At 71.4% G+C, this 22,525-nt stretch carries 19 protein-coding genes and 1 riboswitch; of the genes, 11 read left to right on the forward strand and 8 right to left on the reverse strand.

Annotation, left to right across the window (positions count from 1 at the left end; all coding sequences use genetic code 11):
- Positions 1-9: 9 nt before the first annotated feature.
- Entirely contained in the window at positions 10-1,707 is a 1,698-nt protein-coding gene (locus tag Bra3105_RS13045) for a sodium:solute symporter family protein (protein WP_228357148.1), read from the reverse strand.
- A gap of 343 nt (positions 1,708-2,050) precedes the next feature.
- Between Bra3105_RS13045 and Bra3105_RS13050 the strand changes: the two genes are divergently transcribed.
- Both Bra3105_RS13050 and Bra3105_RS13055 read left to right on the forward strand, forming a co-directional pair.
- On the forward strand, positions 2,051-4,330 hold the full coding sequence (locus Bra3105_RS13050; protein ID WP_228357149.1) for a carbon starvation CstA family protein: 2,280 nt from the start codon (positions 2,051-2,053) through the stop codon (positions 4,328-4,330).
- Positions 4,330-4,542 (forward strand): YbdD/YjiX family protein, encoded by a 213-nt coding sequence (locus Bra3105_RS13055; protein WP_228357150.1) that lies wholly within the window; start codon positions 4,330-4,332, stop codon positions 4,540-4,542. The genes Bra3105_RS13050 and Bra3105_RS13055 overlap by 1 nt, the downstream gene beginning before the upstream one ends.
- A 106-nt stretch (positions 4,543-4,648) precedes the next feature.
- Here Bra3105_RS13055 and Bra3105_RS13060 read toward each other — a convergent pair whose 3' ends face one another.
- The 5 genes from Bra3105_RS13060 to Bra3105_RS13080 form a co-directional block, all read right to left on the reverse strand.
- Entirely contained in the window at positions 4,649-6,175 is a 1,527-nt protein-coding gene (locus Bra3105_RS13060) for a S10 family peptidase (RefSeq protein WP_228357151.1), read from the reverse strand.
- A 160-nt stretch (positions 6,176-6,335) separates the two neighbouring features.
- On the reverse strand, positions 6,336-6,764 hold the full coding sequence (locus Bra3105_RS13065) for a VOC family protein (protein WP_228357152.1): 429 nt from the start codon (positions 6,762-6,764) through the stop codon (positions 6,336-6,338).
- A gap of 307 nt (positions 6,765-7,071) precedes the next feature.
- The gene (locus Bra3105_RS13070; protein ID WP_228357153.1) at positions 7,072-9,072 is read right to left on the reverse strand and encodes an MGH1-like glycoside hydrolase domain-containing protein; all 2,001 of its coding nucleotides are present in this window, start codon (positions 9,070-9,072) and stop codon (positions 7,072-7,074) included.
- Positions 9,073-9,126: 54 nt separating this feature from the next.
- The gene (gene tenA / locus Bra3105_RS13075) at positions 9,127-9,786 is read right to left on the reverse strand and encodes a thiaminase II (protein WP_228357154.1); all 660 of its coding nucleotides are present in this window, start codon (positions 9,784-9,786) and stop codon (positions 9,127-9,129) included.
- Positions 9,783-10,472: a TenA family protein gene (locus Bra3105_RS13080; protein ID WP_228357155.1), complete on the reverse strand. Its 690-nt coding sequence runs from the start codon at positions 10,470-10,472 to the stop codon at positions 9,783-9,785. The genes tenA and Bra3105_RS13080 overlap by 4 nt, the downstream gene beginning before the upstream one ends.
- A riboswitch (TPP riboswitch) is annotated at positions 10,463-10,557 on the reverse strand. (Overlaps the previous gene by 10 nt.)
- A gap of 93 nt (positions 10,558-10,650) precedes the next feature.
- Between Bra3105_RS13080 and Bra3105_RS13085 the strand changes: the two genes are divergently transcribed.
- Positions 10,651-11,826, forward strand: coding sequence for an SLC13 family permease (locus Bra3105_RS13085; protein WP_228357156.1), 1,176 nt, complete (start codon positions 10,651-10,653; stop codon positions 11,824-11,826).
- Positions 11,827-11,838: 12 nt separating this feature from the next.
- Here the strand turns inward: Bra3105_RS13085 and Bra3105_RS13090 are convergent, their stop codons facing one another.
- Positions 11,839-12,411, reverse strand: coding sequence for a YetF domain-containing protein (locus Bra3105_RS13090; protein ID WP_228357157.1), 573 nt, complete (start codon positions 12,409-12,411; stop codon positions 11,839-11,841).
- A gap of 45 nt (positions 12,412-12,456) precedes the next feature.
- Positions 12,457-14,418, reverse strand: a complete 1,962-nt coding sequence (locus Bra3105_RS13095) for an aconitate hydratase (RefSeq protein WP_228357158.1) — start codon at positions 14,416-14,418, stop codon at positions 12,457-12,459.
- A gap of 259 nt (positions 14,419-14,677) precedes the next feature.
- On the opposite strand from Bra3105_RS13095, the gene Bra3105_RS13100 reads away from it, so the two are divergent.
- The 8 genes from Bra3105_RS13100 to Bra3105_RS13135 all read left to right on the forward strand — a co-directional run bounded on the left by Bra3105_RS13100 (position 14,678) and on the right by Bra3105_RS13135 (position 22,522).
- Positions 14,678-15,649, forward strand: a complete 972-nt coding sequence (locus Bra3105_RS13100; protein WP_228357159.1) for a carbohydrate ABC transporter permease — start codon at positions 14,678-14,680, stop codon at positions 15,647-15,649.
- Positions 15,649-16,590: a carbohydrate ABC transporter permease gene (locus Bra3105_RS13105; RefSeq protein ID WP_228357160.1), complete on the forward strand. Its 942-nt coding sequence runs from the start codon at positions 15,649-15,651 to the stop codon at positions 16,588-16,590. Before Bra3105_RS13100 ends, Bra3105_RS13105 begins: the two co-directional genes overlap by 1 nt.
- 27 nt (positions 16,591-16,617) lie before the next feature.
- The gene (locus tag Bra3105_RS13110) at positions 16,618-18,012 is read left to right on the forward strand and encodes an ABC transporter substrate-binding protein (protein ID WP_228357161.1); all 1,395 of its coding nucleotides are present in this window, start codon (positions 16,618-16,620) and stop codon (positions 18,010-18,012) included.
- Positions 18,009-18,824: a glycerophosphodiester phosphodiesterase gene (locus Bra3105_RS13115; protein ID WP_228357162.1), complete on the forward strand. Its 816-nt coding sequence runs from the start codon at positions 18,009-18,011 to the stop codon at positions 18,822-18,824. The genes Bra3105_RS13110 and Bra3105_RS13115 overlap by 4 nt, the downstream gene beginning before the upstream one ends.
- Positions 18,821-19,792 (forward strand): sugar-binding transcriptional regulator, encoded by a 972-nt coding sequence (locus Bra3105_RS13120; RefSeq protein WP_228357163.1) that lies wholly within the window; start codon positions 18,821-18,823, stop codon positions 19,790-19,792. Before Bra3105_RS13115 ends, Bra3105_RS13120 begins: the two co-directional genes overlap by 4 nt.
- A gap of 147 nt (positions 19,793-19,939) precedes the next feature.
- Positions 19,940-20,458, forward strand: coding sequence for a hypothetical protein (locus Bra3105_RS13125; protein ID WP_228357164.1), 519 nt, complete (start codon positions 19,940-19,942; stop codon positions 20,456-20,458).
- Positions 20,459-20,468: 10 nt separating this feature from the next.
- The gene (locus Bra3105_RS13130) at positions 20,469-21,890 is read left to right on the forward strand and encodes a sensor histidine kinase (RefSeq protein WP_228357165.1); all 1,422 of its coding nucleotides are present in this window, start codon (positions 20,469-20,471) and stop codon (positions 21,888-21,890) included.
- Positions 21,887-22,522 carry a response regulator transcription factor gene (locus tag Bra3105_RS13135; RefSeq protein ID WP_228357166.1) on the forward strand — a complete coding sequence of 212 codons (636 nt, stop codon included), beginning with the start codon at positions 21,887-21,889 and terminating at the stop codon, positions 22,520-22,522. Before Bra3105_RS13130 ends, Bra3105_RS13135 begins: the two co-directional genes overlap by 4 nt.
- Positions 22,523-22,525 lie beyond the last annotated feature (3 nt).

A 22,525-nucleotide genomic window follows, 5' to 3' on the forward strand; every position in this document is an offset into this window, starting at 1 on the left:
CGTCCCGGCTCACGCGAAGACGATGTTCAGGATGATGACCAGCGCCAGGCCGATCCCGGCCATCGGGACCGGACGACGGAAGAAGGGCAGGCCCTTCTCATCGGGGTCCACGAGATCGGTCTTGGGGGTCTCGGAGTAGACGAGGCCCTTGAGCTCGTGCACGGGCTTGGGGCGCGTGAACTGCGTGACGACCACCGAGACGATGATGTCCACGACGAACGCGGTGGCCGCGCTCAGGAACGCAAGTCCCTGGCCCGGCAGGACGAACACCTCGCCGAAGGTCGACAGGCTCCACAGGATGACGGCGGCGACCGTGCCCGAGGCCAGGCCCGACCAACCGGCGGCCGGCGTCATCCGCTTCCAGAACATGCCCAGGATGAACGTCGCGAACAGCGGCGCGTTGAAGAACCCGAACAGGGTCTGCAGGTAGTCCATGAGGTTCGAGAACTGCCCGGCGATGAGCGCCGTGAAGATCGCGATCACGCAGGCCACGGCGGTGGCGATGCGGCCCACGAGGATGTAGTGCTTGTCCGGGGCGTCCTTCTTGACGTACTGCTGGTAGAGGTCGTAGCTGACCACCGTGTTGAAGGCCGAGATGTTCGCGGCCATGCCGGCCATGAACGCGGCCAGCAGGCCCGCGATCGCCACTCCCAGCAGGCCGTTGGGCATCACGTCGCGCATCAGCAGCAGAAGGGCGTCGTTGTAGGAGACGCCCGTGGCGGCCGCCCCGGCGGCATCGCCCCCGAAGTCGAGCTTCTTGAACTCGGTCATGTCCGAGACCAGCACTCCGGCGATCATGCCGGGGATGATCACGATGAAGGGGATGAACATCTTGGGGAAGGCGCCGATGATCGGCGTCATCCGGGCGGCGGTGATGGACTTGCTGGCCATCGCGCGCTGGACCTCGACGAAGTTCGTCGTCCAGTAGCCGAAGGAGAGCACGAAGCCCAGGCCGAACACGATGCCGACCACCGAGAGGATCGGGCTGTTGAAGCCCGAGAGCTGCTCGCCCGGCCAGGAGTGGAGCTGCTCGGCGCCGAGCATGCCGTCGCCGGCGACCTTCTCCTTCAGGCCGCTCCAGCCGCCCACGCGGTGCAGGCCGATCAGCGTCAGCGGCAGCAGCGCCGCGACGATCACGAAGAACTGCAGCACCTCGTTGTAGATGGCCGCGGAGAGCCCGCCCACCGAGATGTAGAAGAGCACGAAGGCGGCCGCGACGATGAGGCCCACCCACTGGGGCCAGCCCAGCAGGCGGTTCACGATCGTGGCCAGCAGGTACAGGTTCACGCCCGCGATCAGCAGCTGCGCGGCGGCGAAGCTGATGGAGTTCACCAGGTGCGCGGCGGTGCCGAAGCGCATGCGCATGAACTCGGGGACGCTGCGCACCTTCGAGCCGTAGTAGAAGGGCATCATCACGACGCCCAGGAACAGCATCGCGGGGATCGCGCCCACCCAGAAGTAGTGCATCGTGGGCATGCCGTACTGGGCGCCCGTGGCGGACATGCCCATGATCTCGACGGCGCCGAGGTTCGCCGAGATGAACGCGAGGCCGGTCACCCAGGCGGGCAGGGAGCGGCCGGACAGGAAGAACTCGATGGAGTTGGAGACGCCGCGTTTGGCGAACCAGCCCACACCGAGCACGAAGACGAAGTAGAGCGCGATGATCGCGTAATCGATCCACTGCGCATCCAACCGGATGTCGACCATGACAGGGCCTCGGAGTCCAGGGGAAGGGGCGCCGTCGCGAGCGCGCTCGAGGCGCCCGGAGGAGCAGCGGGGGATTGGCCGCCGGGCGGTCACGCTACCACCGCGGGAGGAGCCTCCGGCGGCGACATCCTGCAATCACCGGACGACCAGCGGGTCCGCGTGGTATGTGAGTCGCGCGCCACATCACCAGTCGCATCTCCCGCCGCATCTCCCGCCCCGTCGTGGGCACGCGCGGCGGGGCCCGGCGGGGACGCGGCGACGGTGCGGCGGGGCCGACGGCGGTAGCCTGTCGTCGGCCGTTCTCCCCGGCGGCCGGTCGACGACGACCCAGGAGGTCTTCCCCATGTCCCCCTCGTCCCCTGAACCCTCCTCGGGCGCGGCCGCTGCGACGGCCGACGCCCCTCCCGCAGCCCTTCCCGAGCAGACCGTGCGCGCCGAGCAGCGCTGGACCCCCGCGAAGATCGTGCTGTGGGTCGCCATCTCGCTCGTGGGCGCCCTCGGCTGGGTGATGCTCGCCCTCGCGCGCGGCGAGACCATCAACGCGATCTGGTTCGTGTTCGCCGCCGTCGCGACCTACCTCGTCGCCTACCGCTTCTACGCGAAGTTCATCCAGAACCGCCTGGTGAAGCCCGACGACACCCGCGCCACTCCGGCGGAGGCCGAGTACGACGGCAAGGACTACGTCCCCACCGACCGCCGCATCCTCTTCGGCCACCACTTCGCCGCGATCGCCGGCGCCGGCCCGCTCGTCGGCCCCGTCCTCGCCGCGCAGATGGGCTACCTGCCTGGCACCATCTGGATCATCGTGGGCGTGGTCCTCGCGGGCGCCGTCCAGGACTTCCTGGTGCTCGTGATCTCGACCCGCCGCCACGGCCGCTCGCTCGGCCAGATGGCCCGCGACGAGCTCGGCGTCGTCGGCGGCGTGGCCGCGTTCATCGCGACCCTGACCATCATGCTGATCATCGTCGCGATCCTCGCGATGGTCGTCGTGAACTCCCTCGGGGAGAGCGCCTGGGGCGTCTACAGCGTGGGCCTCACCATCCCGATCGCGATCTTCATGGGGCTCTACCTGCGCTTCCTGCGCCCCGGCAAGGTCTTCGAGGTCTCCGTGATCGGCGTGGCCCTGCTGCTGTTCGCGATCATCTCCGGGCGCTGGGTCGCCGAGACCGGCTGGGGCGACGCCCTCTTCCACCTGGACCGTCCCGTGCTCGCGGCGCTCATCATCGTCTACGGCTTCATCGCCGCCGTGCTGCCCGTGTGGGTGCTGCTCGCCCCGCGCGACTACCTCTCGACCTTCATGAAGATCGGCACGATCGTCATGCTGGCCGTCGCGATCATCGTGGTGCGCCCCAGCATCTCGACCCCCGCGGTCTCCGAGTTCGCCTCCCGCACCGACGGGCCCGTGTTCACCGGCGGCCTGTTCCCGTTCCTCTTCGTCACCATCGCCTGCGGCGCCCTCTCCGGGTTCCACGCGATGATCTCCTCGGGCACCACTCCGAAGCTCGTGGAGAAGGAGCGCCAGATGCGCATGATCGGCTACGGCGGCATGCTCATGGAGTCCTTCGTGGCGATCATGGCGCTGGTCGCGGCCGTCTCCATCGACCGCGGCATCTACTTCGCGATGAACTCCTCGGCCGCCGCGACCGGCGGCACCATCGAGGGCGCCGCGCAGTTCGTGAACTCCCTCGGGCTCACGGGCGTGGACCTCGACCCGGCGACGCTCGCGCGGACCGCCAAGGACGTCGGCGAGGAGTCGATCGTCTCGCGCACCGGCGGCGCGCCCACGCTCGCCGTGGGCCTGGCCGGGATCATGCACAAGCTCGTGGGCGGCCCCGCGATGATGGCGTTCTGGTACCACTTCGCGATCATGTTCGAGGCGCTGTTCATCCTCACCAGCGTCGACGCCGGCACCCGCGTCGCCCGCTTCATGCTGGCCGACGCCCTGGGCGGCTGGAAGCCCCGCTTCCGCGACCACTCGTGGCGCGTGGGCGCGTGGATCACCACCGCGGTGATGGTCGCCGGCTGGGGATCGATCCTCATGATGGGCGTGCTCGACCCGCTGGGCGGCATCAACACCCTGTTCCCGCTCTTCGGCATCGCCAACCAGCTGCTGGCCGCGGTCGCCCTCGCGATCTGCCTGGTCGTGTTCGCCCGCAAGGGCCGCACCTGGTCGCTGCTGATCATCTTCGTGCCGCTCGCCTTCACCGCGGTCGTCACCATCACCGGCTCGTTCCAGAAGATCTTCTCCTCCGACCCCGGCGTGGGCTACTGGGCGAACCACTTCGCCTACCGCGACGCCCTCGCCGCGGGCAAGACCGAGCTGGGCCTCGCGAAGACCCCCGAGGACATGCACGCGGTCGTCTTCAACACCGCCGTGCAGGGCTCGCTCTCGATCCTTTTCGTGGTCTGCACGATCATCGTCATCGTGGTCTCGCTCTGGCGCACCTGGCAGGCGCTCCACGGGAGGAACCTCCTGGACACCGAGGCGCCGCGCGTCGAGTCCGCCTACTTCGCGCCGGCGGGCATGGTGCCCACGCCCGGCGAGAAGGAGCTCGAGGGCCGCTGGCAGGACTACCTGCGCGAGCACCCCGAGAAGGACCTCGCCGGGACGGTCGGGCACTGATGAGCACGCGCTCGAATCCGGCGGGCAGTCTCGTCGGCGCCCTGCGGGGGGTGCGGCGCTTCGCGCGCGGCGTGCTGGGGTCCGATGCCTACGACCGCTACCTGCACCACCACCGGATCACCGGCTGCGCGCATGCGCCGCTGAGCGAGAACGAGTTCTGGCGGCGGAAGTACCGGGAGCAGGGCGAGAACCCTTCGGCCGGCTGCTGCTGAAGCGCCGGTCCGACAGCTCGAGTCCGCGCCGGTCTGCGGACCGTTCGCGCGTGTGAATGGTCCGCAGACCCGCGCAGATCCCCGCCCCGCCGGGGTCGCTCCCGGCTCACTCCCCGCGCACGAACCCCCCGAGGTGGTCAGCGAGGGCCACGCGGCTGGGCTCGTGGACGTACATCATGTGGCCGGCCTCGTAGTACTCGATGCGGATCCGCTCGCGGTAGTCGTCGGTGGGGATCGGCAGGTGCGCGAGCACGTGCTCGCTCGCGTGGAACGGGGTCGCCGCGTCGTGGTAGCCGTGGGCGACGAACACCCTCGTGGACGGCACCTTCCGCAGGACCCTGGCGAGGTCGGAGGCGACCTCCACGCTGCGGTTCTCGAACTCCTTGAAGCTCCAGGGATGCACCTTGGGGGAGAAGATCTCGTAGACCACGTCGGAGGTGAAACCGAGCTCGGCGGTCAGGTACTGGTTGATCGCCGCGGTGTACGCGGGGCCCAGCTGGTCGGTCGAGGGGTCGGTCTCCATGGTTCCCGCGTTGAGGTTGCCGGCGGGGGCGCTGAAGCGTCCGTCGATGCGGCCGACGATCCGGCCCTCCTCCCGCAGCACCTCCGCGAGGTACGCCATGTGCTCCACGCGCAGATCCGCCCGCTCCACCCAGTCGGGGCCGACGCCGATGAGCGCCGCGATCTGCTCGGCGGCCTCGCGCTTCTCCTCGGGGTCCAGGCGGTGGCCCTGGGCGAGGAGCTGCGGGTACTCGGTCTCGGCGAAGGCCTCCGCCTCGTCCACGACCTCGAGCAGCGAGCGGCCTGGATGCTTGCCGTGCGCGTGGGCGATCGCCGCGTAGGTGGGGAGGTAGTGCAGGTACGGGGCGTCGTTGCCGGCGGGGAAGTCCTCGGCGAACACGATCGTGGAGAAGTCCAGGACCGGGGAGAGCAGGGCGATGCCTGCGGGGGCGACGTTGAAGCGATCCACGAGGCGGCCCGCGACCGCGCTCGCCCGGGTGGTGCCGTAGGACTCGCCGGCGAGGTGCACCGGGGAGAGCCAGCGCTCGTTGCGCGTCAGCCAGTCCATGATGAAGTCCGCCACGAGGTCGCGGTCGGCCGTGATCCCGTGGTGGCGGTCGGGCTTCGCGCCGGGCGCGGGCCGCGAGTAGCCGGTCGACATCGCATCGACGACCACCAGGTCGGCGTCCTTCAGGATCGTCTCGTGGTTGTCGAGGAGGCCGAACGGCGGAGGGGTGAGGGCGCCGGCGTCACCGGAGTCGACGCGCCGCGGGCCCAGCAGGCCCAGGTGCAGCCACACGGTCGAGGAGCCGGGGCCGCCGTTGAAGGCGAACACCACCGGACGCTGGTCGCCGCGGCCGGTGGCGACGTAGCTGACGGCGAACAGCTCCGCGTAGGCGGTGCCGCGCGCGTAGGCCTCGCCCTCGGGCTCCTCGGTGAGCACGTGGGTGCCGGCGGTCGCCGTATAGGTGAGGGAGGAGCCGTCGGGCAGCTCGAGCAGATGGGCGGTGGTCTCCAGGCGGTCCTCGGGCTTCGGGGCGCTGCCGCCGCCCTCGCCGAGCGCGCCGGCCGCGGCCCCTGCGGCAGCGGCCTCGGTCGCGGTGGTGTTCGAGGGGCTGTGGGACTCGGTCATGGAGATCCTCCGCTGCGTCGTGGGTGGCCTCCGTCGATCGTACGGAGGGCAGCGGCCCCTGTGCACGGCCGTTCCCCGAGCTGTGTCGACCTGAGGCGGGCGCAGGGATGTGGTGACCACCGGAGGCCGGGAGGGCGTCCGGACTCGTCGCTCCGCGCGCTCAGCGCCCGTAGCGTCCGGCGAAGCGCTCGATCGCCTCTGCGGTGATGGGGCTGAACACGCCCACGAGGTTCTGGTCAGGGTCACGGAGGAAGAACACCCTGTTGCCCCACGGCATCAGTGCCGGCGCGGCGACGAACTCCATGCCCAGTGCGGCCAGACGGGCGTACTCGGCGTCGACGTCGTCGACGAGGAACTCGAGGATCGTCGACCTGTTGGCGCCCGCCTCGGCAGACCCCGGTGCGAAGAGCGGCACCGTGGCGGTGCTGCCGAGCGCGACGGTCGCGGTCGGGGTGAGGATCTCCGCGAAGACCGGCGCGGGACGCACCGCGGTCGCGCCGGTGAGCTGCTCGTAGAAGTCGACCATCGCGTCGAGGTCGTCGGTGATGATGCGGATCGAGACCAAGGAGGTGGCGTGGGAAGTCGTCATGGTCGCGACCCTAGAACGGATAGAGGGCGGAATCTGTCCGGTAATCGTGAGTACGTGTGCGCGTCCGGCCCGACTGCTCGTGTGCTGGCCCTCGTGGAGGGGGGATCCAGCCGGTCAGGTCCTCGCCATCCGGCTGGGCATGGTTGAGCAGACGGTGCGTCGCTGCGTTGCGCAGCCCATCCTCGACGCGCTGTTCCACTACCGTGCGATCGAGCCCAGCACTTGTGCGCTGCGCGTGGTCGGATGGGTGTGGGCCCGAGCGGATAGTAGGGCGGTGCGCTCGCGGACCTGTCGCTCGACTCTCCGTTCAGAGCACGTCAAGCGCGCCCGCCACGGGCACGGCGCTCGCCGCGGCCCACGCCTGCGGGCGGCACGAGGCCGGATAGGGGAGAGGCGCGGAGACCTCGTCGGCGCTCTGCCCGCCGAACAGCTCGGGGAGGCGCTGGTCGAAGGAATCCGCGGCCCGCAGCAGGCCGCGAGCGAGGACGCGCGCTTCGTCCTCGAAGCCGGCGCGGAGCATGCCGCGCAGGATGTATCCGGTGTCGTGCGTCCACACGCTGCCGCCGTGGTAGCGCAGCGGTCCGTACCCGCCGTTGTCGGTGGAGAGGGTGCGGATGCCGAAGCCCGAGAACAGGGGCGGGTCCATGAGGCGGTCCACGACCAGGCGCTCCTGGTCCGCGTCCAGCAGGCCGGTCGCCAGCAGGTGCCCCATGTTCGAGGCGACGCCGTCGACCGGGCGCTCGGCGCCGTCGAGGGCGAGCGCGGGGTACCGGCCGCGCGCGTCCTCGCACCAGAAGCGCGCGTGGAACGCCTCGCGCAGGCGGGTCGCGAAGGTGCGCAGGCAATCGGGGAGATGCGCGGACGACGGTCCCGTCGAGCCGCCGCGCTCGAGCAGGTCGGCGGCGTGCCGAGCGGCGGCATAGGCGTAGCCCTGGACCTCGGCGAGGGCGATCGCGCCGCTCGCGAGGGAGCCGTCCGCGCGGCGGATCGAGTCGTCGGAGTCCTTCCAGCCCTGGTTCGCCAGACCGTGCCCGCTCTCGTAGATGTACTCCAGCAGACCGTCGCCGTCGGCATCGGCGTGCTCGAGGAGCCAGCGGGCGGCGGCCTCGAGGTGCGGGAGCAGATCGGTGAGCACCGTGGCGTCGAGGCCCGCGTCGAGCGCGTCGTGCAGGAGCTCGATCCACAGGGGCGTCGCGTCGATCGTGCCGAAGTAGACCGGCGGCAGATGGCTCTCAGCCATCTCCATGCCCTGCGCGCGGACCTCGTGGAGGATCTTGCCGGGCTGCTCGGCCGTGTCGGTGACGATGCGGGTGCCCTGCATGCTCGCGAGCGTGCGCAGGGTGCCCTCCGCGAGCGTGGTGTCGACGGGCAGGGCGAGCGAGGCGGCGATCAGCGAGTCGCGGCCGAAGAGCGTGAAGAACCACGGGGCGCCGGCTGCGGCGAAGCTGCGCGCCGGATCTCCCGGCACCTGCAGGCGCAGCGCGTCGAGGTCCGCGAGGGAGCGGGCCAGGAGGTCGCGGGCGGCCCGACGCTCGGGGTCCGCGTCCGGCGCGGCGGTGAGCGCGACGCTTCGGGGCTCGGCGGCCTCGAACGGGACGTCCGGGTCGGTGAGCGCGAGCTCCCAGTCCGCCTCGGCGGTGCCGCGCGCCGGTGCTTCGAGGACACATCGCCAGGTGACGACGGGTCCGTCGACGTCCGGGACGAGCGTGCCAGTGCCGGTGCTCGCGTGGAGCACCGCCTCGCCCCGCTCACCGATCCGCCACCGCGCCGCACCGTCCCGGATGCGGGCCACGGGGCGGGCGGGGGCCTGCGCGAGCATCAGGCGCGGGTCCTTGACCTGCGACATCGTCGCGCTGTCGGTGACGAGCCCGAGGCGCAGGGACAGGGTGCGCGGGCGGTCGTCGTCGTTGCGCAGGCGCAGCGTCTCGCGGATGCCGCGGCCGGACGCTGTGCGCGTGCGCTCGAGGACCACGAGCGGGTCGCCCGGCAGATCGGGTGCGGTGACGACCCAGCGGAACACGACCTCGTGTGCGCTGCGCATCTCGGCGGGAAGGGGCGAGAGAGTGGGGTGCCCCTCGTCCTCGTCCTCGTTCTCGGCCCGTTCCTCGACCTCGCAGGTCAGGTCGGAGACGACGCGGGCATCGCCGAGATATATGCCCTGCGCACCGGCGCCCGTGATCGTGCCGTCGGGCGCCGACCAGGCCTGCAGCGGAGCGCGCAGCACCACGGCGAGGTCGTGGAGGAAGGGCTGGTGGTTCTCGACCTGCCGCGGCGCGGACGGGCTCGGGGAGGACGCGTGCGTGCTCACCGCCTCATGCTTGCACGCACGGTCTTCGTGCGCTCGGCGAATGCACGCCCGCGGTCAGCCCAGCGCCTGCTGCCAGAACGCGGCCTCCATGCGGGTGGCCGTGCGGAAGATCCGCTCGAGCCGCGCCCGCCGGCGGGCGGGAAGGTCGCCGCCGGCGAGCTCGTCGAGCCGCTCGGCGGCCGCGGCGGCGCTCGCCTGGAACTCCTGCCCCGCGTACTCGGCGATCCACTCGCCGTAGGGATGCTCGGCGTCCTCGGCGAGGCGCGGCGCGAGCGCGGTCCCGATCTCCGCATAGCCGATCGCGCAGGGGGCGAGGGCGACCTGCAGGTCCAGGGCGTCCCCGGCCATGCCGGTGTCCAGGACGAAGCGCGTGTAGGCGACGGTGCCGGGCTTCTCGTCGGCCGTCTCGAGCACCTCGCGGTCGATGCCCCACGACGCCGTGAGCCGCACGTGCAGAGCGGTCTCGGTGACGATCGCGGTCAGGGAGTCCGCGGCGGAGCGGATGCCCTGGAGGCTGTCGGCCTTGTACGCGGCCAGGGCGTTGGCCCGCGCGAATTGGAGGAGGAACAGGTAGTCCTGGACCAGGTAGTCCTGGAAGGCGGCCAGGGGGAGCGTGCCCTCGCCCAGCCGCTGCACGAAGGAGTGATGGACATAGGCGTCCCAGTCCTCGACGGCGGCGGCCTTGAGCTGGTCGAACAGGACGGAGGTGCTCATGCCGTCGCCTCCTCGCCGTCGGACTCGAAGGCCGAGTCGAAGAAGTCGTTCTCGAGCTCGACGGTGCGCGCGAAGAAGGCGCGCACGCGCTCGGGGTCCTCGATCTCGGCGGCGTCGAGCTCGGCGCGCAGGAAGTCCACGAGGTCGCGGAAACCGGGACCGTCGTGCAGGGAGATCCACTCGGCGTGGACGAAGCTCTCGGGCAGAGGAGCGGGCGCCCGGCTCGCCCAGTCCAGGTAGAGCCATTCGGTGACCAGCAGGACCGCGAGGATCGCGGCGTGGTCGCGGGTCTCCGCTGCCTCGCGGAACACGTCGAGGAAGCCGTCGGTGGCCGCGGTGTTCGGGATCCGTGCGCGCTCCTCCTCGCTCACCCCGAGCGCGTCGAGCGCCCGCAGGAAGTACGTGTTCTCGTCGCCGGCGACCTCCCCGGCGAAGCGCGCGAAGCGCAGGCGGGCGGCGGGGGTGCGGGCGGTCGCCAGTGCGGCACCGATCAGCTGCAGGAAGGCATCGAGGAAGCGATGGTCCTGCACGAGGTAGCGGGCCATCACCTCGTCCGGGACGGACCCTGCGCGCAGCTCGCGCACGAAGCGGTGGCCGACGGCGCGCTCCCACGCCTGGGCGTGCTGGCGGCGCAGGGACGCCGTGAAGGCGGCGCCCTCGGTGGACGGACGTGGGGCAGGTGTCATGGCGGCAATCCCTCCGCGAGTACGAGCTCGATCAGGTTCAGCGGGTGTGTTCTCAGCCCTGGTCAGGGCACCCCGTGCACTGGCGAGCGTAGCGCCGCCGCGTGCATCGGACGAGGTCGTCCCGCGCCGTGGGAGCGGCGGGCCCTGTGGACGGGCCCCGCGGTCTACGCTTCGCAGCATGCTCGGACTCCTGCGCAGGCGCGCCGGTGCGCTCGCGATCGGGGCGCTGGTCCTGGCCGCCGTGCTGTGCGTCCTCGGCGGCGGGCTGCCTTCGCAGGATCTCGCGGCGCTGATGGCGCGGGTAGCGCCCGTGCTCGGATTCGTCCTCGCGATCGCGGTGCTCGCCGAGCTCGCGCGCGAGGCGGGACTTCTGGACGTGATCGCCCACGGCCTCACCGTCCTCGCGCGTGGGCGCACCGCCGTGCTGTGGTGCGCCGTGTGCGCGCTCGCCGTGGTGTGCACGGCCTTCTTCTCCCTGGACACGACGGCACTGATCATGACCCCGGTGGTCGTGCTCACGGCCCGGCGCGTCGACGTGCCCGCGGTGCCCTTCGCCCTGGCCACGGTATGGCTCGCGAACACGGCGTCACTGCTGCTGCCGGTCTCGAACCTCACGAATCTGCTGGCCAGGGATGCCCTGGGCGGAGGCACCGCGGCGTTCCTCGCCCGCAGCGCCGTGCCCACCCTGGTCGCGATCGTGGGGTCGGTGGCCCTGCTGGCGATCCTCCATCGCCGGGACCTGCGGGGGCGCTTCCGGACCTCGCCCGCCCCGCAGATCCGTGACCGCGTGCTGCTGAGGGTGAGCGGGTGCGTGGTCGTGGTGCTACTGCCCCTTCTCGTGGTGGTCCCGGCGGTGTGGATCCCGGCGGGCGCCGCCGCGCTCGTGCTGCTGCTCGCCTTCCTCGTGCGGCGCCGCGAGGCGATCGGAGTGCACCTGGTGCCCTGGCGTCCGCTCGCGATCGCCCTCGCCCTCTTCGTGCTGGTTGAGACCACGCACGTGCAGGGTGCGACGTCGTTCGTACTGCGTGCGGCCGACGGCGGCGCGGGGCCGATGGGGCTCCTGCGCACGGCCGGCGCCTCGGCGCTCGCGGCGAACGAGCTCGACAACCTCCCCGCGTTCCTCCTCCTCGAGCGCGCGGCGGCGGACGACCCCGCCTCCACCATGGCCCTGCTGATCGGTGTGGACGTGGGGCCCCTGATCACCCCGTGGGCGTCGTTGGCCACGCTCCTGTGGCATCAGCGGATGCGGGCGATGGGCGTGCGGATCCCCTGGGTGCGCTTCATGGCGCTGGGCGCGGTCGCGGTGGTGATCACGGTGCCCCTGGCGACGCTCGCGCTGGCCGTCCTGGAGTGAGCGGGCGGGACGTCAGACGGTCCCGGGGGCCGACAGCAGGCGCTCGGGGATCCGGTCGCGACCGACGACCTGGGACACGAGGTCGCGGTCGATCCGGCTGCCGCGACGGACGATGGTGAGCGTGCCCCGGACCTCGAGGATCACCAGCTCCACCTCGTCGAGGGCGAGCACGCCGCTCACGCGCAGACGATCCAGCAGCATGCCGCGCGTCAGCCTGCTGCGACGCAGGCCGGCCGCGATCGGCTCCCCGTCGACCATGACGACGACGGGACGCGTGCGCCGCAGGAGCAGGGGGACGCGGCGGAACCTGCCCGTGACGTACTCGAGGACCACCAGGGTGCTCAGCACGACGACCGCGCCGAGCATCGTCGGGGATTCGCCGAGGGTCGCGCGCGCGGTGATGCCGCCGACGACGGCGAGGACCACGAAGCTGCCGGCGCTGGGCCGGGCCATCAGGCGCGGGCCGATCACCTGCATGAGCAGGGAGAAGAAGCCGTACAGCACGATGGTCGAGGCGACGACGCCGAGGACTGCGCTGCCGCTGATCCCGACGTAGTCGCGCCAGATGAGGTCCCAGTCGATCATGGGGCCATTGTCGTTCCTCGGGACCCGCGCCTCACGACTCGGGACTCACGCCTCGCGCGCGGCGAGCGGGATCCGTCCGCCCGCGAGCACCATCTCCACCTGCCGCGGCGAGAGCCGATGGTGCACGGGGACCTCCCGGTCCCCGATCCGTGCGGTGAGGTCCGTGCCGGCCTCGAGCGCCGCGTGGATGCCGTCGATCTCGACGAGATCGCCCGTGGAGATCCTGTCGTGGTCCTCCGGGTCGTCGAACTCGAGGGCGAGGATCCCGAAGTTCGCGAGGTTCTGCCAGTGGATGCGGGCGAAGGACACCGCGATGACCGCCTTCAGCCCCAGGTAGCGGGGAGCGATCACGGCGTGCTCGCGCGAGGAGCCCTGCCCGTAGTTCTTCCCGGCGACCACCACGTGGCCTCCCGCGTCCTTCGTCTCCGCCGCGTGCGCGGGGTAGTCCGGGTCGATGCGGGTGAAGGTGAACTCGGAGATCTTCGGGATGTTCGAGCGGAAGGGCAGCACGCGCGAGCCGGCGGGCATGATCTCGTCGGTCGAGACGTCGTCCCCCATCACCAGCACCACCGGCGCCCGCAGATCGTCGTCGATCGGCGAGAACTCGGGGAGGGAGGAGATGTTCGGCCCCTTCACGAGCTCGACCTCGCGGGCCTCCTCGAGCGGCAGCGGCGGCTGCAGCATGTCCTCGATGCGCGTGAAGACCTCGGGGAGCTGCGGATGCGGGGCCGGGATCCCGAGTGCGTCCGTGAGCGTGCGCGGATCGGTGATCCGTCCGGTCAGCGCCGCCGCGGCCGCGGTCTCGGGCGAGCACAGCCACACCGAGTCCTCCTCGGTGCCCGAGCGGCCCGGGAAGTTGCGGGGCATGGTGCGCAGGGAGTTGCGTCCGCTCGCGGGGGCCTGGCCCATCCCGATGCAGCCCAGGCACCCGGACTGATGGATGCGCGCCCCGGAGTCCACCAGATCGGTGAGCCAGCCGCCGGCGATCAGGTCCGCGAGGACCTCCCGGGAGGTCGGGTTCACGTCGACCGAGACGGCCTCGTGGGCCTGGCGGCCGCGCAGGGTCTCGGCGAACGCGGCGAAGTCCCGCAGTCCGGGGTTCGCCGAGGAGCCGACGACCACCTGGAACACGTCCTCGTCCTCGACCTCGGCGACGGGGCGCACGTTGCCGGGGGAGGAGGGCGCGGCGATCAGCGGCTCGAGGGCGCTCAGGTCGATGTGCTCGGTGACGTCGTACTCCGCGCCCTCGTCGGCCTCGAGGCGCGTGAACTCGTCACTGCGGCCGACGGCCCGCAGATAGTCGCGGACCGCGTCGTCGGCGGGGAAGACGGTCGCGGTCGCGCCGAGCTCGGCGCCCATGTTCGCGATCACGTGCCGGTCCATCGCGGTCAGCTGCGCGAGACCCTCGCCGTGGTACTCGATGATGCGGCCGACGCCGCCGCTGACGCCGTGGCGGCGCAGCATCTCGAGCACCACGTCCTTGGCGCTCACCCAGTCCGGCAGCTCGCCGGTGAGCTCGACGCCCCAGACCTCGGGCATGGCGACGTAGAGCGGCTGGCCGGCCATCGCCATCGCGATCTCCAGGCCGCCCACGCCGATCGCGAGCATGCCGAGCGCGCCCGCGGCGCAGGTGTGCGAGTCCGAGCCGATCAGCGTCGCGCCCGGGCGGCCGAAGTGGGCCTGGTGCACGGGGTGGGAGACCCCGTTGCCCGCCTTGGAGAACCAGAGGCCGAAGCGCCGCGCGGCCGAGAGCAGGAACAGGTGGTCGTCGGGGTTCTTCTCGTCCGTCTGCAGCAGGTTGTGGTCCACGTACTGCACGGAGAGCTCGGTGCGGATCCGGTCCAGATCCATGGCCTCGAGCTCGAGCATGACCATGGTGCCGGTCGCGTCCTGGGTGAGCGTCTGGTCGACCCGCAGGCCGATCTCGCTGCCGGGGACCATGTCGCCCTCGACGAGATGGGACGCGATGAGCTGGTGTGCGACGGTCTGCGCTCGGGTGATGTCCACGATGCTGTCCTCCAGAGATCGTGGTCCGCCGTCGGCCCGACGGCGGACCTCTTTCGAGAGTAGGCCACGTGGCGCGCGGGCAGGGGCGGGCGACGAGCACGAGGTGGCGATCGGGTGAACTCGGCGTGCACTTATGTGCGAGCCACGCGCACAACAGAGCGCCGTTGCTACGGTGACGACGGTCACTGCGAGACTGCTGATGTCGCGGCGCGCAGTCGTGCACGAACGATGGAGCTCCACGGAGAGGAACCACTCTGAGATGAGCCTCGAAGCCCCCGCCCTCCCCGCTGATCGCGCCCCAGGATCGGCGGCATCCGGGCTCGGCCCGCTCCCGCCGCAGCGACTGGCCGCCCGCCGCCGGCGCAGACGCCGCGGCTACGCGCTGTTCGCGCTGTTCGCCTTCCCGAACCTCGCGCTGATCGCGGTCTTCGCCTACTGGCCGATCATCGCGAACCTCTATCTCAGCCTCACCGACTGGGACTTCATCTCGCCCCAGCCGCTGTTCATCGGGCTGACGAACTACACGTCGATGCTCGCCTCGCCCTCGTTCCACAAGGTGCTGTGGGTCTCCGTGGTGTGGGTCGTGGTGGTCGTGGGGATCAGCCTGCTGCTCGGTGTGCTGCTGGCCGCGCTGTTCTCCAAGAAGCTGCGCGGCACCCCGGTCGTCACCGGTGTGGTGTTCGCGCCGCACGTGGTCTCCGGAGCGGCGATCGCGGTGGTGTGGCTGTTCATCTTCGACCCCAACTACGGGCTCGCCCGGGTCGTCTTCGACCTCTTCGGCGCCCAGTCGCCCAGTTGGACCACCGATGCCCACTGGGCGCTGCCCGCCCTGCTCATCGTCTCGATCTGGAAGGGCGTCGGCTTCGTCTCGATCGTGTACCTGGCAGGGATCCAAGGGCTCCCCTCGGACGTGCTCGAGGCCGCGAAGCTCGACGGCGCGAGCGCCTTCCAGACCTTCACGCGGGTGATCCTGCCGCTGCTCTCGCCCACGACGTTCTTCCTGGTCATCACCCAGACCATCGGGGCATTCCAGGCCTTCGACCTGATCGCGGTGATGACCAGCGGCGGGCCGGCGTCCTCGACCACCACCCTGAGCTGGTTCATCTACGAGCAGGCGTTCCTGCGCTCGAACGTCGGCCTCTCCGCGGCTGCGGGGACCGTCATGTTCGTGCTGCTGATGATCATCACGGCCTTCCAGTTCCGGTTCGTCGAGAGGAAGGTGCACTACTGATGGCGACCTCCATGTCCTCCCGGACATCGTCCGGGGATCTCGACCCGTCCGCCGCGCAGGATCCGTCGGCCCCGGGCCCCGTCGACCGGAAGGGGGCACTGCGCCGAGGCCGTGGGTCCCTCCGTCGCAACTGGTGGGGCTACCTGCTGCTGATCGCCGTCGGCCTGGTCTTCCTGATCCCGCTGTACATGCTGCTGACCACGTCCTTCAAGGCGAACAGCGACATCTACACCTGGCCGATGAAATGGCTGCCCCGCAGCCTCACGTTCGACAACCTGCGCGAGGCCTGGCGCATCGCCCCCTTCGGGGCCTTCATCAAGAACTCGCTGATCGTGACGGTGGTCGGGGCCGTGCTGAAGGTGGTGCTCGCGGTCTTCGCGGCCTACGCCTTCGCCTTCCTCCCGTTCCCCGGCAAGAAGTGGCTGTTCGTGGTGATGCTCGGCGCCCTCATGGTCCCCGGGCACGTGACCCTGCTGGTCAACTACCTGACCATGGGCAACCTGCACCTGATCAACACCTACGCGGGTCTGATCCTCCCCGGGGTGGCCTCGGCCTTCGGCACCTTCCTGCTGCGCCAGCACTTCATGTCGCTGCCGGACGAGGTGTTCGAGGCGGCGGAGGTCGACGGCTGCGGCCATCTGCGCCGGCTGATCTCCTTCGTGCTGCCGATGTCCGTGCCCGCCGTCGCCACCGTCGCGCTGGTCGCCGTGATCGACGAGTGGAACAACTTCGTGTGGCCGCTGATCATCACGAACTCGGTGAACATGCGCACCCTGCCGATCGGCCTGATGTACCTGAAGTCGAACGACGGCGTGACCAACTGGGGCGTGCTCATGTCCGGGACCCTCATCGTCGTCCTGCCGATGCTCCTGGTGTTCCTGTGCGCGCAGCGCTACATCGTCACCGGCCTCACCGGTGCCGCCGCCGGCAACGGGCGCTGAGCCGGAACCGATCGTCGAAGGAGAGACATGCCGATCCATCCTGCGGGCCGCGCCCCTCGCCGCGCCCCTCGCCTATGCGCCCCGTCCCGTCGGACCCTGCTGGGCGCCGGCCTGCTGGGCGGGGCGATCCCGCTCCTCTCGGGCTGCTTCGGCCTCGGGGACACCGACGGCCTCGTGCTCGAGCAGCCGGCGGGCGACGTCCCCGCGAAGTACCGCGACCGCCAGCGCGTCGTCATCTGGAGCGCCTACACGGCGCACAACGCCGAGGTGATCCAGGCGAACCTCGATGCCTTCCACGAAGCACAGGACGACATCTTCGCGGAGGTCCAGATCTTCGACAGCTACGACGGCGTCGAGTCGAAGCTCGCTGCGAGCATGCAGGCGCGCCAGGTCCCCGACATCGCCGTGTTCAGCGACGTGGTCTGGAACCGCTTCTACCTGGCCGAGGCGCTCGAGCCCCTGGGCGGCTACTTCGACGAGGGCTTCGGCACCGACAGCTTCGACGAGCGCTTCCTGAAGGAGGGCACGGTCAAGGACGAGATCTGGTGGCTGCCCTTCGGCCGCTCGACCCCGCTGTTCTACTACAACCGGGAGATCTTCGAGGCCGCCGGCCTGCCCGATCGCGCCCCCGAGACCTTCAGCGAGTACCGCGACTGGGGGAAGGAGGTCGGCGAGGTCGAGTACAAGGGCAAGAAGGTCCCGATGCGCGCCTACGTCGGCGGGGACGACTGGTACTTCCAGGGATCCATCTGGGCCTTCGGCGGCGCCTACTCCGACGGGCTCGACATGCGCCTGACCACCGACGCCTCGATCGCCGCGCTCGAGTACGACCGCGCCTTCATCCATGACGACGGCTCCGGGTACCTGGCAGCGGACGCGACGGGCGACTTCTCCTCCGGAGCCTGTGCCACCGCGATGCAGTCCACCGGATCCCTGTCCGGCATCAAGGAGGCGGCGACGTTCGACTTCGGGTGCGGATTCCTCCCCCGTGAGAAGGACGCGGGAGTGCCGACGGGCGGCGGAGGTCTGTCGATCCTCCGCTACGCCTCGGCCGAGCGGAAGCAGGCCGCCTGGGAGGTCATCAAGTTCCTCAGCACCGGGCAGCGCACGATCGACTGGACCCTGGGCAGCGGGTACGTGCCCTGCACGAAGGATGCGATCGAGTCCGACGAGGTCGCGAAGCTCGCCGCGCAGGATCCGCGGTACAAGGTGGCCCTCGACCAGCTGGAGATCTCCCGCGAGCCCGACATCGTGCGCCGCTACGTGCCCGAGGCCCTGGTCGAGGCCAAGAACGCCATCCAGTCGGTCTACTCGGCCGGCGAGAGCGCCGAGAAGGTGCTGACGCGGATGGAGGAGGAGCTCGAGCCCGCGATCGACAGGGTTCGGGAGAAGTTCGAACGGAGAGTAGGGACGGATACATGACCGGCATGCTGATCGTGGGCCATCGCGGCGCGATGGCCCACGCCCCCGAGAACAGCCTGGAGTCCTACGCGCTCGCGGAGAAGGCGGGGGTCGACGAGATCGAGCTCGACGTCCGCCTGAGCGCGGACGAGCAGCTGTTCCTGCTGCACGACGCGACGCTCGATCGGACGGCGGGCGCGGACTCCGCGCGGGGGCTGGGGCCCGCCGGCGAGCTGACCATGGCGCAGCTGCAGGCGGCGGTGCTCGACTCCGGGCGCGGGGTCGTCTCCCTCGCGGAGATGTACGACGCCACGAGCACCGGCATCCAGCTGGAGATCAAGGCGCCGGAGACAGTGCCCCACCTCGCGCAGTTCTTCGCCGAGCATCGGGCCGACGCCGAGCGCACCGTGCTCATGAGCTTCCAGGAGGATGCCCTGCGCGAGGCGGCACGGCTGATGCCGCAGGTGCGCCGAGGGGTGATCCGCAAGGACCTCGCGACGGCGGACGGCTTCCCCGGCGGCTGGCAGGGACTGGTCGAGCACACCCGCGCCCAGCGGCTCGCCGTCGGCCTCGAGGGGCTCACCGAGGAGGCCGTCGCGCAGATCCGCGACCAGGGGCTCGAGCTGCACGTGTGGCCGATGCGCTCGCTGGAGAACATGCGGGATGCGGTGCGGCTGCAGGCCGACGGCACCACCTCGGACGATCCCGCGCTGGCGGTGCAGTGGCTGCGCGAGGTGCAGGACGAGCAGGCGTCGGCGGACGGCCCGGCGACGGCGGACCGGGATCAGACGGCAGGCGGGCAGGAGCCGGCGACACGGGCACCAGGCGCGTGAGCGGCTCTCCGCCGGAGCGCCCGGCCGCGTCGGCCTCCACGATGCCGCTGGACCAGCAGATCCTGCACGTGTACGTCGCCCTGCAGAACCTCGCGCAGGGCCGGACGGTCAACGAGATCGCCGAGGAGATCGGGAAGTCGCGGTTCGTGACCGCCCGCATGGTCCGGCGCGCACGGGACCTGGGCCTGGTCGAGGTCCGCGCGGCGGTCGCCGACCCGATCGACGTCGCCCTCTCGGCGCGGCTCGCCCAGCGCTACGGCCTCCGCTCCGCGCTGGTCGTCGCCACGCACTCGGACCGGGACCCCGAGGCGCGGGAGGCGATCGCCGCGGTCGCCGCGCGCTTCATCCGGGAGACGGTCCAGGAGGACGACGTGCTGGGGTTCGCCCCCGGGCGCACGCTCGTGCACGCCTCGCAGCAGGTGGAGGAGCTCCCCAGCGCCGACGTGGTCCAGCTGACGGGCGTCGGCTGGCCGCGGCTCGGGGACGGCGTCGAGGTGATCTCCAACATCGGCCGCGCGACCGGCGGGGCGACCTACCCCCTGTACGTCCCGATCCTCATCGAGCCCGAGGAGGTCGCGATCCTGCGGCACCCGATGATCCAGCAGGTGCAGCGGCGCTTCGCCCACGTGCAGAAGGCGTTCCTGACCATCGGCGGCTGGCCCGATTCCTCGCTGCTGGCGAGGATCCTCGAGGAGAAGGGGGAGCGGGCGCGGTTCGAGGAGCGCGGGGTCGTCGCCGAGATCGGCACCAGCCTGCTCGACATCGACGGAGCCAGCGTGGACGGCCTCGGGGAGCGGTTCACCGGCATCCCCGAGGACCAGCTGCGGCAGGTGCCGCTGCGCGTCGCCGTCGGCGGGGGAGAGGGCAAGCACCGTGCGGTGCTCGCGACCCTCCGATCGGGCCTCGCCCATGTCGTGATCACCGACGTGCGCGCCGCCGAGCTCGCCCTGGAGGCCGCGGAGCGCTGAGCCGCCTGAAGCCGATCCCGCCGGGAGGCGCTCCACCGGCATCTCCACCCTGTTCTCCACCCGCGGGCGGTTCGCCCGGGACGCGCCGTGGCGAAGGATCGACTCATCGGCCCGCAGAGGCCGGCCACCCGACCCTCGGAGGAGATCATGAACGCCACCGCCATCCCCTGGAACGCCCTGCTCGAGGCCCTGATCGTGCTCGCCGCGCTGGGCCTCATCCTGTACCGGCAGCTGCAGTGGCGGGAGGTCGCCAGGATGCAGCGCATCGGCGGGATCCTGAGCGCGGTCGGCGCGCTGCTGGTGCTCCAGCAGCTGCGGCAGGCCCCGATCGACCCGATCACTCTCGGGTACCTCGTGCTGACGGCCGCCTTCGCCGTCGGCGCCGGGCTCGTGATGGGCCTGGTCAGCACCGTGCGCCCCGGCGCTGACGGAGCGCTCGAGATGCGCGGCGGCTGGTGGGGGCTCGCCCTCTGGGTCGCCTACATCGCGGTGCGCGTGGGGATGTCCTTCGCCGTGGTCGCCCTCTCCGGGGCCCAGAACTCCCGGACCACGGGCATGATCCTGCTGTCGGTCGGACTCGCCCGGCTGGTCAGTGCGGCCGTGGCGACCCGGCGTCCCCGCGCCGCCGGTGACCTCCCGGCCCTGCATGCAGCGACCAGGTCATAGGATCGCGCGAGTGATCTCGACGCCGCACGGAGACCGGCCGACGGGCGCTGCTGCGCCGTCGGCCGGTCCTGCGGTGCCGGGCCGGGAGCCTCGCATCGACGGGCTCACGCTCGTGCTCGCTCTCGCGCTCGCCGTCTTCTTCCTGCTCACCGCATGGGACGTCGAGACCCCGGTGCTGCGCATCGCAGCATTCGGGGTGGTCGTGCTGTGGACAGTCGAGATGGTGCTGGGCGCCCTCACCGACCAGTACCGGCAGGCGGGGCCGCGCGCGCTGCGCGCCGGTACTGTCGCCCTCTCGATCTCGCAGATCGCGGCGTGCGCGCTCACCTTCACGACAGGCAGCGCCCTGCTGCCCGTCGCGATCGCGGGGATCGTGCGCCTGGTGCGCCGGCCCGAACGGTCCACGGCGGTGATGGCCGCGGTCCTCGCGGCCGACGCGCTCGCCCTCGTCGGCTCCGCGCTGATGACCGGCGCCAAGCCCGAGCTGCTGATCATCTTCCTGCTGGTGTGCGGGGGAGCGGCGCTCATCGGCCGCTTCCGCGCGCAGCGCCTCCGCGCGGCGGACAGGGAGCGCGCCCTGCTCCAGGAGCAGCTCGCCGTCCAGCGCGAGCGCGCCGAGAACTCGGCCCTCGTGGAGCGGGCCCGCATCGCCCGCGACCTGCACGACGTGCTCGCGCACTCCCTCGGCGCCCTCACCCTCCAGCTCGACGCCGCCGTGGCCCTCGCCGAGGCCGGCCGCTTCGATGAGCTCGAGGCGCGGCTGCGCAGGGCGCGCGGACTCGCGGCCGACGGCCTCGCCGAGTCCCGCGACGCCGTCTCCGCGCTCCGTGAGACGCCGCGCGAGGTGATCGCAGGGATCGAGGACGCCGCCGCCGCGCACCGCGAGAGCGGGGGAGAGGTGCAGCTGGGCGGGCTGCTCGCGCCCGAGCCCACCGACGCCGGAACGGCCGTCGGCGCGGGAACACCGGACGACGCGGGAACACCGGTCGGCGGCGGGACAGCGAGAGGTGCTGGGACCGCGGTGGCCTCGGAGCGTCGAGCGGGCCTCGATGCCCTGCGCTCGCTCGAACCGTCCCGCGCCGATGCGCTCGTGCGGGCTGCGCAGGAGATGCTCACGAACGCGCGGCGTCACGCCCCCGGTCGGTCGGCCGCCCTCGATCTCTCGACCGAGGGCGGCGAGGCGGTGCTGCGCTGCAGGGTGCAGGCAGCAGAGGGAGACGTCGGCGAGGGAGCGGGCTCGGCCGACCTGATCGGCCGGGGGCCGCGACCGGGCAGCCCGGGCGGCGGCTATGGGCTGGTGGGCATGCGCGAGCGCTGCGAGGCCGTGGGCGGTGCGGCCAGCGCCCGTCTGCGGGCCGGCGGCGTTTTCGAGACCGTCGCGAGCGTCCCGCTCGCCGCGGTGGTGCCGGACGACGAGGAGAAGAGCCCATGAGCATCAGCATCCTGGTGGCCGACGACCAGGCCCTCGTGCGCGACGGCATCGTCACCGTGCTCTCGCTCGCGGACGACATCGACGTGATCGGCGAGGCGGAGGACGGCGAGCGTGCGGTCGCGCTCGCCGAGGAGCTCGCGCCCGACGTGGTCCTCATGGACCTGCGCATGCCCGGGATGGGCGGCGCGGAGGCCACCGCCGCGCTCGCACGCAGCGCCCCCGGCGTGCGCGTCCTGGTGCTCACCACCTTCGCGGACGACGCGAGCATCGACGCCGCGCTGCGCGCCGGAGCCGCCGGCTATCTGACCAAGGACGCCGGCCGCGAGGAGATGGTCGCCGCGATCCGTGCGGCAGCCGGAGGCGGCACCCCGCTGGACGCCCGGATCGCCGGCCGCGTGGTCGCGGGGCTCCCCGAGGCGCGGCCGTCGAGCGTGCGCGAGCGCTTCCCCGATCTGACCGCACGCGAGGCGGAGGTGCTCGAGCTGATGGCCGACGGAGCCACGAACCCCGAGATCGCCGAACGCCTGTTCCTCGGCGTCTCGACCGTGAAGTCCCACATCAACGCGATCTTCGCGAAGCTCGGGGTGTCCGAGAGGCGGGAGGCCGTGGCGGTGGTGAAGGGGAGGGGCTGAAGC

Origin of the sequence: Brachybacterium halotolerans subsp. kimchii (assembly GCF_020792675.1) — a bacterium.
Lineage (GTDB): Bacteria > Actinomycetota > Actinomycetes > Actinomycetales > Dermabacteraceae > Brachybacterium > Brachybacterium halotolerans.